Raw genomic sequence first — 12,688 nt, 5'->3', positions numbered from 1 at the left:
TATTGATGAGTACGTCAGACGATATCGAGAACAAAACGTCCGCAGGTAAGTGCCCTTTCCATCAGGGCGGTCACGATCAGAGCGCTGGTGCAGGGACGACCAGTAAAGACTGGTGGCCAAAACAGCTTCGTGTGGACCTTCTGAATCAACATTCCAACCGTTCTAACCCGCTTGGGGAAGACTTCGATTATCGCAAAGAATTCAGCAAACTGGATTACTCCGCTCTGAAAGGCGATCTGCGCGCGCTGCTGAGTGAATCGCAGCCGTGGTGGCCTGCCGACTGGGGTAGCTATGCCGGTTTGTTTATCCGCATGGCGTGGCATGGCGCAGGTACCTATCGTTCTATTGACGGACGTGGCGGTGCGGGCCGTGGTCAGCAACGTTTTGCGCCGCTGAACTCCTGGCCAGATAACGTTAGCCTCGATAAAGCGCGTCGCCTGCTGTGGCCAATCAAGCAGAAATATGGCCAGAAAATTTCCTGGGCTGACCTGTTCATCCTGGCCGGTAACGTGGCGCTGGAAAACTCCGGCTTCCGTACCTTCGGCTTTGGTGCCGGTCGTGAAGACGTCTGGGAACCGGATCTTGACGTAAACTGGGGTGATGAGAAAGCCTGGCTGGCTCACCGTGACCCGGAAGAGCTGGCGAAACGTCCGTTAGCGGCCACTGAAATGGGCTTGATCTACGTGAACCCGGAAGGCCCGAACGCCAGCGGTGAACCGCTTTCTGCGGCAGCGGCGATTCGTGCGACCTTTGGCAACATGGGGATGAACGACGAAGAGACTGTGGCGCTGATTGCCGGTGGTCACACTCTTGGTAAAACCCACGGCGCTGGCCCGGCAACTCACGTTGGCCCGGACCCGGAAGCCGCACCGATTGAAAACCAGGGCCTCGGCTGGAAGAGCGATTTCGGCACTGGTGTCGGTAAAGATGCGATTACCTCAGGTCTTGAAGTAGTGTGGACGCAGACCCCAACGCAGTGGAGCAACTACTTCTTCGAGAACCTGTTCAAATACGAGTGGGTTCAGACTCGCAGCCCGGCTGGCGCAATTCAGTTCGAAGCCGTTGATGCGCCTGAAATTATTCCTGATCCGTTCGACCCGTCGAAAAAACGTAAGCCGACCATGCTGGTCACCGACCTGACGCTGCGTTTTGATCCGGAATTCGAAAAAATCTGCCGTCGTTTCCTGAACGATCCGCAGGCGTTTAACGAAGCGTTCGCGCGTGCATGGTACAAACTGACCCACCGTGATATGGGGCCGAAAGCGCGCTATATCGGGCCGGAAGTACCGAAAGAAGATCTGATCTGGCAGGACCCGCTGCCGCAGCCGACCTACCATCCGACGGAAGAAGACATTCTGAGCCTGAAAGCGGAAATCGCTGCTTCTGGTCTTTCGGTGAGTGAACTGGTTTCTGTTGCCTGGGCCTCTGCGTCTACCTTCCGTGGTGGTGATAAACGCGGTGGTGCCAACGGTGCACGTCTGGCGCTGAATCCGCAGCGTGGCTGGGCGGTGAACGCCACTGCAGCTCGCGTGCTGCCTGCACTGGAGAAAATCCAGCGTGCATCCGGCAAGGCGTCACTGGCGGATATCATCGTCCTGGCAGGCGTTGTGGGTGTTGAGAAAGCGGCGAGCGCTGCGGGCGTCAGCATTCATGTTCCGTTCACGCCGGGCCGCGTAGATGCGCGTCAGGATCAGACCGACATCGAGATGTTCGAGCTGCTCAAACCGATCGCAGATGGTTTCCGTAACTATCGCGGCGAACCGGGCGCGGCAACCACCGAATCTCTGCTGATCGACAAAGCTCAGCAGCTGACCCTGACTGCGCCGGAACTGACGGTGCTGGTGGGCGGTATGCGCGTTCTGGGCGCGAACTTCGACGGTAGCAAGCATGGCGTCTTTACTGACCGTCCGGGCGTGCTCAGCAATGATTTCTTCGCAAATCTGCTGGATATGCGCACCGAATGGAAAGCCACCGACGACACCAGCGAGCTGTTCGAGGGCCGCGACCGTCTGAACGGCGAAGTGAAATACACCGCCACCCGCGCGGATCTGGTATTCGGCTCTCACGCGGTACTGCGCGCGCTGGCCGAAGTGTACGCCAGCAGCGATGCTCACGTGAAGTTTGTAAAAGACTTCGTGGCGGCATGGGTGAAAGTGATGGAGCTGGACCGTTTCGACCTGCAGTAATCTAAGTGCTTAATCCGTCAGCGATTGCTTTGCAGCAGTCGCTGACGTTTTTTTTGAGGCGTATAGTGCACGCAGAAATCGTCACTTTACGGGATTCATCATGTCTGCCTCAGGAAAGAGCAACCCGCTGGCCATCAGTGGTCTTATCGTTCTGACCCTCATCTGGAGCTATAGCTGGATTTTCATGAAGCAGGTCACGGGCTATGTTGGCGCGTTCGACTTCACTGCTTTGCGCTGTATTTTCGGCACCCTCGTTCTGTTCCTCGTTCTGCTGGTACGCGGTCGCGGCCTGCGCCCGACGCCGTTTAAGTTTACTTTCGCTATCGCCTTACTGCAGACCTGCGGCATGATTGGCCTCGCCCAGTGGGCGCTGGTGAGCGGCGGCGCGGGGAAGGTCGCCATCCTCACCTATACCATGCCGTTCTGGGTGGTGATCCTTGCCGCGCTGTTGCTGGGCGAACGGTTGCGACGCCTGCAATATGCCGCCATCGGTATTGCCGCGATAGGCCTGGTGCTGGTGATGCAACCGTGGCAGCTTGATTTTAGCTCGCTGAAAAGCGCGCTGCTGGCGATTCTTTCCGGTATAAGCTGGGGAGCGAGCGCCATCGTTGCCAAGCGGATGTATACCCGTCATCCGGGTGTTGATCTGCTGTCGTTAACCGCCTGGCAAATGTTGTATGCCGCGCTGGTAATGAGCCTTGTGGCCTGGCTGGTTCCGCAGCCGGAAATTGACTGGCAGCCTATCGTGTTCTGGGCGCTGGGCTATAGCGCGATTCTGGCGACGGCGTTGGCCTGGAGCCTGTGGCTGTTTGTGCTGAAAAACTTGCCTGCCAGTATCGCCAGCCTGAGCACCCTCGCTGTGCCGGTCTGTGGCGTACTGTTTTCCTGGTGGCTGCTTGGCGAGAATCCAGGGCCAGTAGAAGGTGCGGGGATCGTGCTGATTGTGCTGGCGCTGGCGGTGGTGAGCGGGAAGAAGCGTTAAAGAGGAAGCTAAAATGCATCTTCGTTTATGGATACTATTGATTTATATATTAATGAACTTGTCTTGTATCGCTGCATCAGGCCATTCAGGAGACTGGGGGCGTGATGGCATCAATATGTATAACGTACCGCTATTAAAACATGAGGGAGTAAAATCCCCGGATGGTAAAATCACTGTAGCTATTAATGATGAATCATTGGCATTAAAAGTGGGTAATAGATTCATTCCTCTAAATGTTATATTTAATCCAGAGCTTTCTGAAGTTTTATGGTCATCAGATTCTCGCTATTTTACTCTTACTGTTAGCGATGGAGGTTGGGTTGGCACCTGGGACACTTACGTTATCGATACTAAAGACATTACAACTCCCAAAATAATATCACTTCGGCCTATTATTGAGGCCGTTTTAACGAAGTGCTGGATGTGTAATGGGGAGGATGCAATAAATATTGGCGCTGTATCCTGGCGCGATGAGCTACGCGTTATTGTTGAAATACCGCCTCATTCTGTTTGTAACAACATGGGGGAAGTGAAAGGAGCTGTTATTGATGTTGAACATGGAAATGTTATCAAGCTTATGAGAAGTGAAAAGGTGTATTATGAATGGGGAGAGGATATGGGTAAGCGTTTTAAGGAGTAAAACTATGTGGCCGCTTTGCTGCGGTACATTGCTGAAAGATAGTTTTATTATCGATTTGAAATGGAGATTCATTCATGGTGAATATTTGTTGGGAAAATATTATTTTATTAATAATGGTGTTATTTTCAGTAAGTGTTTTAGCCCTCCCCGTCCCCTGGGAGTCAAAAAAGCCTCGCCAAATCGTGACGGTGGATCGTTTATACTAATCCTGTAGTGTGATTGGGCAGACTGCGGGAGGATACATCCCCTGATTTGACTGTGAAAGCTACGTATATGGCGTTCTCGATAGCTACCTTGCTATTCGCGACAGCATCCCTAAAGAGAAAAGAGCCTGTTTTCCTGAAAAGATTGCGCCGTGGGAAGTGCTTGGTCTGGGGTAAGGATATTTTTTGGAATACAGTGAGGGGAAAAGTACAGTTTACGACTGGAAAGCAAATGCTGCGACATGGCTGATTGAAAGGCTGAAAGAAAAGTATCCATGTAAATGAATTTATTTATTAATATGTGTTATGTGTGGACTGCTATGAAATTCTTTAGATTTATTTTCGGGCTTTTTTTGGATATTGCGTTGGGATTGTTCGCTTTATTCATTGCGTATTTGTTTGTTTTATATGGACCCATTCACAATGCTTCCGCATTGGTGATCGCGTTCATTCTATTTATCGCTTTTGAGTTTGTGTCTTATTCGTTGCGCGAAAGGATTATGCGTAAATTATTCAAATAACATACGCATTAAATAGAGAGTATCCTTAATGCGTGTAATACCGGTAATGCCCCACAATCCGCCAGCTAAATAACACATCCTCTTCCTGCGCGCCCGCGCCGATGTTATGCACGACCAGCGGTGTGCCATCGTATGCGTGGTTCAGAGAAATCACGCCAATATGCGCCAGGCCGTTACTCAATCGCCACGAAACAATATCACCCGGCTGATAGTCGCTGTATTTATCGGTAATGGGTAAGGCTTTGTCATGGCGCTGAAACCAGGTTTCCAGGTTGGGTACGCGGCGATGGTCGATGTTGCTGTCCGGGCGTTTTAGCTTCCATTTCTGTGGATACGCCGCGAAGTTCCCCTGCATGTCTTCATGCAATAATTTCTGCAAATCAATCTGTTGGGTGCGTAACGCGCGTATCACTACGTCGGCACAGACGCCGCGTTCCAGCGGTATATCGCCGTTGGGATAGGCCAGTCGAACATAGGCCGCGTCGTAATACAGCGTTTTGCCGATTTGTTGTGCTGCGCCCTGAGCAATAGCGGAATTAGTTTGCGCCTGTACGGTTACGGGTTTGGTATCAAGAGGTGGCGAGTGGTGAATAAAAGTAGCGGCAAGAAGAGTGATAAGCGCCAGCAGGAGTTTCATTCGCGTCGTCCATGAAGTGTGTCTGGCGATTTGACCTTCAGCAGAGAAAATGGTGCGCGACAAAAAGGTTCGTTTCAGGACAGATGCAAAGAATCGCCCGGTGGCGCTGCGCTTACCGGGCCGACAGTCAGATGTTTGTAGGTCGGGTAAGCGTAGCGCCACCCGACGAACAATGGTCAATCAGGCGTTATTCCCACTCATGCAGAAAACGCTGACCGTACTGGTCAGCAACCAGCAGCGCGGCGTAAACGCGGTCTGGATCGGCGCCGCCAGGCATGTTGTGGATGGTTTCACCTTCCGCGCAGGAGGCTTCAGCCACTTTGCGCATTTTCGCCGGAATATCTTCTTTGATATCCAGCTGCGCAAGCGTAATCGGCAGGCCGACGGAATGGCACAGGGCGGCGACGGTTTCGATCTCTTCCACCGAGGCGTTTTCCAGCACCAGTTGCGTGAGTGTACCGAACGCCACTTTTTCACCGTGGTAGTAGTGGTGCGCATCCGGAATGGCCGTCAGACCGTTATGGATAGCGTGCGCAGCCGCCAGGCCTCCGCTTTCAAAACCGACACCGCTCAGGTAGGTATTGGCTTCAATCACGCGTTCCAGCGCTGGGGTGACGACGTGTTGCTCCGCCGCCAGCATCGCTTTCTCGCCTTCTTCAATCAGGGTGTTGTAGCACAGCTCGGCCAGCGCCAGCGCGGCCTGCGTGCATTTACCGCCCGCCATGGTGGTGGCACCACTGCGTGAACAGGCGCGGGCTTCGAACCAGGTCGCCAGCGCGTCGCCGATACCGGCAGCCAGCAGGCGAGCCGGTGCGCCCGCAACGATTTTGGTATCGACAATCACCACGTTCGGGTTGTGCGGCAGCATCAGGTAACGGTCGAATTCACCGTCGTCGGTGTAGATAACCGACAGCGCACTGCACGGCGCATCGGTCGAGGCGATGGTCGGCGCAATGGCGACCGGCAGCGACATAAAGTGCGCCAGTGCTTTGGCTGTATCGAGCGTTTTACCGCCGCCGATACCCAGTACAGCGCTGCACTGCGCTTTTTCCGCTACGCCGCGCAGACGATCGATTTCGTTTTGTGAACATTCGCCGCCGAACGGGGCGATTTCCAGCGCCAGACCCGCGTCGTGGAAGCTTTTTTCCAGCGCGGCTTGGGCGAAGCCTAAGACAAATTTGTCACCGACAACCAGCCAGCGTTCCGCCATCGGTTTCAGGTAGTCGCCCAGACGGGTGATGACATCGGCACCCTGGATGTATTTACCAGGTGATTGAATAATGCGATCCATACTCTATTTCCCTCACAGGTTGATATGACCAAATGCGTTATTCCAGTCCTGCTCAAACTTCTCTATTGCCGACTCTACCGCAGGGGTGTTGATCATTTGTTGCGCTACATCTAAAGGAAGGGTGATTGCTTCACATCCTGCCAGTAAACAATCCAGCGCCTGACGCGGAGTTTTGAAGCTGGCCGCCAGCACTTTGCTGGTGGGCGCATGAAGTTCAAGCAGTGCCTGAAGTTCCTGCACCATGCGAATGCCGTCGCCGCCCTGGGCATCGACGCGGTTGACATACGGCGCAACATACTTCGCCCCGGCAAGCGCAGCCATCAATCCCTGCGAAGCGCTGTAAACCGCCGTGCCAAGGGTGGTAATGCCTTCTTTTTTCAGCAATTTAATGGCCGCGAGACCTTCAGCAGTGACCGGGATTTTTACCACAAGGCCGGGAACGGCCTGGCTCAGGCGTTTGGCTTCTTCAACCATGCCAGCCGCGTCACGGCTCATGGTCTGGGCGAACAGAATGCCGTCCGGGCCGACCGCTTTTTGCAGACGCGGCAGCACGTCCCAGATGGACTCCTTGCTGGCGGCGACAATGCTGGGGTTGGTGGTGACACCCGCCAGCGGGAAAATGCGCGCCAAACGTTCAACTTCCGCGACATTTGCGGTATCCAGATACAGTTCCATGATTCGTCCTCTTACAGTTCCAGTTCGTGTTGCAGCAGGCTGGCGATGGCGTCGGCAGATGCCGCGTTCACCAGCGCGTTACGGAATTCTTCATGCATAATGCGGCGCGCCAGGCGGGAGAAAATCCGCATGTGCTGGTCGCCTGCGGCGTGTTTGTTGAGCGTCAGCATAATGATGAACTGCGCGTCATCGTCGCCCCAGCGTACCGGCGCATTCAGGCGCGCGACGCTAATGGTCGACTGTTCAATATGTTCTGATTTGCTGTGCGGAATGGCGAAGCTGAAGCCCAGCCCGGTCGAGAACACCGCTTCGCGCGCCCAGAGATCGGCTTCCAGCTTACGCGGGTAACGGCAGCGCCCGGCCAGCAGTAGGTTATCGGTCATGCCTTTGATCACTTCTTCTTTGCTCTGCCAGTCGTTATCCAGCGAGATACAGGAGGTGGCGATCAGCGGCGCGTCCTGCTGGCTCATGCGGAATTGCGCCAGCAAATGCTCCACTTCCAGCGAGGTGCGACAGGCCATCGCCTGATTCAGCAACTGGCGGCAGGCACGGCTGTCGAGCTGTGCGAGGCGCGATTTGGTCGCCGGAATCGACGGCGCGCTCATGCTCAGTTCATCCAGCCCCAGGCCAACCAGCAGCGGCAGCACTGAACCTTTTGCCCCCAGCTCGCCGCACAGGCCAATCCATTTCCCCTGGCGATGCACCGCCTGTACCGCGTAATCGAGCGCGCGCAGGAACGCCGGGTTCAGGCTGTTGTAATGACGGGTAACTTTGGCGTTATCGCGGTCTACCGCCAGCAGATACTGGGTTAAATCGTTGCTGCCGATACTGAAGAAGTCGATCTCTTCGCAGCACTGATCGATGATGAACATCACCGAGGGCACTTCCAGCATAATGCCGAGCGGAATACGCTCATCGAACGGAATATGTTCATTACGCAGTTGTTGTTTGGCTTCTGCCAGCTTCTCTTTGACCCATAAGATCTCTTCCATCGAGGAGATCATCGGGATCATGATTTTCAGCTTGCCGTGCGCCGAGGCGCGCAGGATAGAGCGCAACTGGGTGGTGAACAGCGCCGCATACTCTTCATAAATACGCACCGCGCGATAGCCGAGGAACGGGTTGTTTTCTGCCGGAATATTGAGGTAATCCACCGGCTTATCGCCGCCAATATCCATGGTGCGCACGATAATGCTGCGGCCATTGGCGGAACTCAGCGCCTGGCAGAAAATGTTATACAGCTCGTCTTCACCCGGTGCGCAGGCGCGGTCCATATAGAGCATTTCGGTGCGGAACAGACCGACGCCTTCCGCGCCGTTGCCGAAGGCGGCCTGCGCTTCTACCGAATGGGCGATGTTAGCGGCCACTTCAATGCGTAAACCATCGGCGGTGCGCGCTTCCTGGTTAAGCCAGACGCTCTGCTGCTGACGCAGTTGTTCCTGTAGCCACGCTTCCTGCTGGTAATAGCGCGTCACGGCGGCATCTGGCGCAACGACTACCGCGCCCGCGTTGCCGTCGAGGAAAATCTGCTGCCCCTGCCAGGCGTTGAGAGCGTCAATATCCACGCCGACCAGCGTTGGGATATTAAAAGAACGCGCCAGAATCACCGTGTGTGAGGTGGTGCCGCCGCTTTGCAGCAGCAGACCTTTGAGCAGGGTTTTGTCCAGTTCGAGGAACTGGCTGGGGGTGAGTTCTTCCGCCATGCAAATGGTCGGCTGCGTCAGTTTTCCGGGGGCCGGGAAACGTTGTTCACCATAAATTTGCTGTAACAGTTGATAGCCGACGTCACGCACGTCCAGCGCGCGTTCCTGTAAATAGCTGCTGCTGGAGCGGGCGAACTCATCACAGAAATGGTTGGCGCTGCGAACAATCGCTTCGGCACAGCTCAGGCCCTCGTTCACGCCGGCCAGCAGATGCTGGCGCAGTGAAGTGTCGGTGGCGAGCGAACGATGGGCTTCCAGAATCGCGCTGGCGGTGGTGTCGCTGTCCAGCAGATGCAGTTCCAGCATTTTGGTCAGCCGCGCCAGGCCGCTATCCAGCGCCTGTTGCTCCTCTTCCACGCTACGCGAGGCAGGCAACTCACCCAGACGATTTAAATCGAGCGAGGCCAGACGCGTTAAAACGCCGCCTGCGCTACCGCTACAGACGGGCTGCGCGCGAAACAGCGTTGGATTGAGATGGGTGAGCGATTCCGGCAACGGTGCCTGTTCAACCGTGGCAGCCTGCGCCAGTGGCGCGTCGCACAGGGGAAATTCTTCGCTTATCCAGCGAGAGAGATGCTGCCAGGCGGCCTGTTCATCCTCGCCGGTAATCAGCAACTGGCAGGCATCGTTCACCAGGGTATCGGTGCCGATCAGCGCCAGCGCGCTTTTGGCGTTACCTTTACGGTCGGTGCGCAGGTTGTGCCATTCAATGGTGCTGGCGAATTTATTGCACTGCGTTTCGACGTGGCTGGCGGGGCGTGCATGGACGCCATTAGGTAATTCACAGACAAACTCTACAACCTGAGCCATCACTTCATCTCCAAATCATTCGATATAGGGAACAGGATGGAGGGTTGAGCGCGGCCCCGCTATCTGACAAATCTGTCAAAAACTGGATAAATGTAATATCCGGCGTAAAGTGAGAGATCCTTCACAAGTTCCCATCTGGTGGGCTATAGCGATGAGCTGCGAACTTTTGAGACCGATCGCATTTTTCTGATGCGATCACAAATATCCAGTAAATGCGCCTTTTATCCACTGTCTGTCGCGTCGTCAATTGCCTATCGTTTCCACAACCTCGTTATGGATATGGGCGCGTAACGCCCGGGAGCAACTGATGAAAGAGTTGGTGCAGATTCTCAAAAACACCCGTCAGCATTTAATGACCGGTGTGTCGCACATGATCCCGTTTGTGGTGGCGGGTGGGATCCTGCTGGCGGTTTCCGTCATGTTATACGGCAAGGGTGCGGTGCCGGACGCCGCCACCGATCCAAACCTTAAAAAGCTGTTTGATATTGGCGTGGCCGGTCTGACGTTGATGGTGCCGTTTCTGGCGGCGTACATCGGTTACTCCATCGCGGAGCGCTCCGCGCTGGCACCGTGTGCGATTGGTGCGTGGGTAGGCAACAGCTTTGGCGCAGGCTTCTTCGGCGCGCTGATTGCCGGGATTATCGGCGGGATCGTGGTCTATTACCTGAAAAAGATCCCGGTGCATAAAGTGCTGCGCTCGGTGATGCCGATCTTCGTGATCCCGATTGTTGGTACGCTGATCACCGCAGGCGTGATGATGTGGGGGCTGGGCGAGCCGGTCGGCGCGCTAACGGTAGGCCTGACGCAGTGGTTACAAGGTATGCAGCAGGGCAGCATCGTGGTGCTGGCGGTGATCATGGGCCTGATGCTGGCGTTTGATATGGGCGGCCCGGTTAACAAGGTGGCCTATGCGTTCATGCTGATTTGCGTATCGCAGGGGGTATATACCGTGGTGGCGATTGCCGCCGTCGGGATCTGCGTGCCGCCGCTGGGGCTGGGCCTCGCAACGCTGATTAATCGTAAAAACTTCAACAGCGAAGAACGTGAAGCGGGCAAAGCGGCGCTGGTGATGGGTTGCGTGGGCGTGACGGAAGGGGCGATTCCCTTTGCGGCGGCTGACCCGCTGCGCGTGATCCCGTCCATTATGATCGGCTCCGTTTGCGGGGCGGTGACGGCAGCGCTGATGGGCGCGCAGTGCTACGCCGGGTGGGGCGGGTTGATTGTTCTGCCGGTGGTGGAAGGCAAACTCGGCTACATCGTAGCGATTGCCGTTGGCGCGGTGGTAACGGCGGTGTGCGTGAATCTCCTGAAAAGTCTGGCACGTAAAAATGCGAAACCGGTCGCGGAAAAAGAAGACGACCTGGATCTGGATTTCGAAATTAACTGATTGAAGAGGTAAATATTATGACCATGATTATCGCGGTAACCGCTTGTCCGTCTGGCGTCGCACATACTTATATGGCGGCGGAAGCGCTGGAAAACGCGGCCAAAGCCAAAGGCTGGGACGTGAAGGTTGAAACGCAGGGTTCCATTGGCCTCGAAAATGAACTGACGGCAAGCGACGTTGCTGCCGCAGATATCGTGATTCTGACCAAAGATATCGGTATCAAGTTTGAGGAGCGTTTTGCCGGGAAAACTATCGTGCGGGTTAACATTAGTGATGCGGTAAAACGCGCCGACGCGATTATGGGCAAAATTGAAGCGCATCTCGCACAAACGGCGTAAGCGCGAATACCGGGCTGGCGAGGAGACTCGCCAGCATGCATAAAACCAGAAGCAGGATAAAACGATGACGGTATCCCCCGGTAGACGATTAGTCGCAGTCACCGCCTGCGTGAGCGGCGTGGCGCATACCTATATGGCCGCTGAACGCCTGGAAAAACTGTGCCAGCAGGAAAAATGGAGCATCAAGATCGAAACCCAGGGCGCGTTGGGGATTGAAAATGCGCTTACCGCAGAGGATATTCAGCGCGCTGATGCGGTGCTGTTGATCACCGATATCGAGCTGAGCGGGGCAGAACGTTTTACTCAATGTCGCTATGTGCAGTCGGGTATTTATGCGTTTCTGCGCGAGCCGCTGAAAGCGATGAGCGCGGTGCGTAAGCTGATCTCCGCGCCGCAGCACACGCACATTATTCTGACGTAGTTTTCTTTTCCGTGAGCTGGCTGTGGTACTGGCGACGGTATTCTGACGGCGAGCGTTCGGTATTTTTGCGAAACAAGCGGCAGAAGTAGTTACTGTCGACAAAGCCGCAGGCGTGCGCAATCTCTTTTACCTTCAGGTCGTAACCCTTCAGCAGCATTCTGGCGTGTTCCAGCCGCGTATGATTCAGATATTCGTTAAACCCCACCGCACCAGTTTTCTGAAACAGGTGTGAGAGATAGTTGGGCGAGATATAAAACGCCTGAGCCACCGATTCACGAGTGAGCGGCGAGGCGTAATGTTCGTCGATATAGTCACGAATGGCGTCGAAAAGTGCCTGACTGCGCGAAGCAGTTTGGATTTGGCTGCCCAGCAGGTCGCAGCAGTGGCTCAACAGGCTGGCGACAATCAACCGCGCGGTGTGTTGCTCCTGCGGTTGCATCTGCATTTCATGCAGCGTTTGCAGGAGAAACGAACCGATGCGCGGCCCACGCCGGGCGACGTGCTGGCGATGGAGACTGTGCGAATGGCTGCCGTCCCAGTGCACCAGGCTAAAACCGAGCTGCTGCTTACCGAACAGAATGCTGAGGGTGGTTACCGGCGTTTGCCATTGCGGGAAGTTCCAGCCGCCTGCGGGCACAAACAGGACATCATGACGCTGCATGCGCGTGGCCGCACCTGCATCGCTAAACTCGCCCTCCAGCACGATTTCCAGACGTGGGAAATCGACCTGATACGCCAGTTCAGGCGCCGGGCTGGTGGTGCTGGCAAAGTGAATGGTTTGCAGTTCAGACGGCGTATTGATTAGCCGGGTGAGCAGTTGCGTGATGTCGTGATGCATAGCGATCCCTTCTCTGTTGCATTGCTCGCAACATTAACGGGATGCGAAAAAAAAGG

At 55.3% G+C, this 12,688-nt stretch carries 11 protein-coding genes; 6 read left to right on the top strand and 5 right to left on the bottom strand.

What is annotated here, in order from left to right:
- The first annotated feature begins 5 nt into the window (after positions 1 to 5).
- The 3 genes from katG to G163CM_RS17400 all read left to right on the top strand — a co-directional run bounded on the left by katG (position 6) and on the right by G163CM_RS17400 (position 3,808).
- A complete protein-coding gene (gene katG, locus G163CM_RS17410; RefSeq protein WP_231825758.1) occupies positions 6 to 2,186 on the top strand; it encodes a catalase/peroxidase HPI in 2,181 nt (726 codons plus the stop codon).
- Positions 2,187 to 2,286: 100 nt separating this feature from the next.
- Entirely contained in the window at positions 2,287 to 3,168 is an 882-nt protein-coding gene (locus tag G163CM_RS17405; RefSeq protein WP_231825757.1) for a DMT family transporter, read from the top strand.
- Between the two features lie 13 nt (positions 3,169 to 3,181).
- The gene (locus tag G163CM_RS17400) at positions 3,182 to 3,808 is read left to right on the top strand and encodes a hypothetical protein (protein WP_231825756.1); all 627 of its coding nucleotides are present in this window, start codon (positions 3,182 to 3,184) and stop codon (positions 3,806 to 3,808) included.
- Between the two features lie 749 nt (positions 3,809 to 4,557).
- Here the strand turns inward: G163CM_RS17400 and G163CM_RS17395 are convergent.
- From G163CM_RS17395 to ptsP, 4 genes are all read right to left on the bottom strand, one after another.
- A complete protein-coding gene (locus tag G163CM_RS17395) occupies positions 4,558 to 5,169 on the bottom strand; it encodes a DUF1287 domain-containing protein (protein WP_231825755.1) in 612 nt (203 codons plus the stop codon).
- A 187-nt stretch (positions 5,170 to 5,356) separates the two neighbouring features.
- On the bottom strand, positions 5,357 to 6,460 hold the full coding sequence (gldA, locus tag G163CM_RS17390) for a bifunctional L-1,2-propanediol dehydrogenase/glycerol dehydrogenase (protein WP_231825754.1): 1,104 nt from the start codon (positions 6,458 to 6,460) through the stop codon (positions 5,357 to 5,359).
- Between the two features lie 12 nt (positions 6,461 to 6,472).
- Complete coding sequence (gene fsa, locus G163CM_RS17385) at positions 6,473 to 7,135, bottom strand: fructose-6-phosphate aldolase (RefSeq protein WP_231825753.1); 663 nt, start codon at positions 7,133 to 7,135, stop codon at positions 6,473 to 6,475.
- Positions 7,136 to 7,146: 11 nt separating this feature from the next.
- The gene (gene ptsP, locus G163CM_RS17380; RefSeq protein ID WP_231825752.1) at positions 7,147 to 9,648 is read right to left on the bottom strand and encodes a phosphoenolpyruvate--protein phosphotransferase; all 2,502 of its coding nucleotides are present in this window, start codon (positions 9,646 to 9,648) and stop codon (positions 7,147 to 7,149) included.
- A gap of 307 nt (positions 9,649 to 9,955) precedes the next feature.
- Here ptsP and G163CM_RS17375 point away from each other — a divergent pair, with 307 nt between their 5' ends.
- From G163CM_RS17375 to G163CM_RS17365, 3 genes are all read left to right on the top strand, one after another.
- Positions 9,956 to 11,035, top strand: a complete 1,080-nt coding sequence (locus G163CM_RS17375; protein ID WP_015966488.1) for a PTS fructose transporter subunit EIIC — start codon at positions 9,956 to 9,958, stop codon at positions 11,033 to 11,035.
- 17 nt (positions 11,036 to 11,052) lie between these two features.
- Positions 11,053 to 11,373, top strand: coding sequence for a PTS fructose-like transporter subunit IIB (locus tag G163CM_RS17370; RefSeq protein ID WP_231825751.1), 321 nt, complete (start codon positions 11,053 to 11,055; stop codon positions 11,371 to 11,373).
- Between the two features lie 64 nt (positions 11,374 to 11,437).
- A complete protein-coding gene (locus G163CM_RS17365; protein WP_231825750.1) occupies positions 11,438 to 11,794 on the top strand; it encodes a PTS fructose-like transporter subunit IIB in 357 nt (118 codons plus the stop codon).
- Here the strand turns inward: G163CM_RS17365 and G163CM_RS17360 are convergent.
- Positions 11,781 to 12,632, bottom strand: coding sequence for a helix-turn-helix transcriptional regulator (locus G163CM_RS17360; RefSeq protein ID WP_015966485.1), 852 nt, complete (start codon positions 12,630 to 12,632; stop codon positions 11,781 to 11,783). The two genes, G163CM_RS17365 and G163CM_RS17360, sit on opposite strands and share 14 nt — an antisense overlap.
- Between the last annotated feature and the right edge of the window lie 56 nt (positions 12,633 to 12,688).

The sequence above is a fragment of the Pseudocitrobacter corydidari genome, assembly GCF_021172065.1.
GTDB lineage: Bacteria > Pseudomonadota > Gammaproteobacteria > Enterobacterales > Enterobacteriaceae > Pseudocitrobacter > Pseudocitrobacter corydidari.
This window is presented reverse-complemented; position numbering and strand designations above follow the sequence as displayed.

Bases quoted from the DNA above. Each gene is read 5' to 3' on its own strand.
- katG (WP_231825758.1), top strand. From the start codon at position 6: ATGAGTACGTCAGACGATATCGAGAACAAAACGTCCGCAGGTAAGTGC.
- G163CM_RS17405 (WP_231825757.1), top strand. From the start codon at position 2,287: ATGTCTGCCTCAGGAAAGAGCAACCCGCTGGCCATCAGTGGTCTTATC.
- G163CM_RS17400 (WP_231825756.1), top strand. From the start codon at position 3,182: ATGCATCTTCGTTTATGGATACTATTGATTTATATATTAATGAACTTG.
- G163CM_RS17395 (WP_231825755.1), bottom strand. From the start codon at position 5,169: ATGAAACTCCTGCTGGCGCTTATCACTCTTCTTGCCGCTACTTTTATT.
- gldA (WP_231825754.1), bottom strand. From the start codon at position 6,460: ATGGATCGCATTATTCAATCACCTGGTAAATACATCCAGGGTGCCGAT.
- fsa (WP_231825753.1), bottom strand. From the start codon at position 7,135: ATGGAACTGTATCTGGATACCGCAAATGTCGCGGAAGTTGAACGTTTG.
- ptsP (WP_231825752.1), bottom strand. From the start codon at position 9,648: ATGGCTCAGGTTGTAGAGTTTGTCTGTGAATTACCTAATGGCGTCCAT.
- G163CM_RS17375 (WP_015966488.1), top strand. From the start codon at position 9,956: ATGAAAGAGTTGGTGCAGATTCTCAAAAACACCCGTCAGCATTTAATG.
- G163CM_RS17370 (WP_231825751.1), top strand. From the start codon at position 11,053: ATGACCATGATTATCGCGGTAACCGCTTGTCCGTCTGGCGTCGCACAT.
- G163CM_RS17365 (WP_231825750.1), top strand. From the start codon at position 11,438: ATGACGGTATCCCCCGGTAGACGATTAGTCGCAGTCACCGCCTGCGTG.
- G163CM_RS17360 (WP_015966485.1), bottom strand. From the start codon at position 12,632: ATGCATCACGACATCACGCAACTGCTCACCCGGCTAATCAATACGCCG.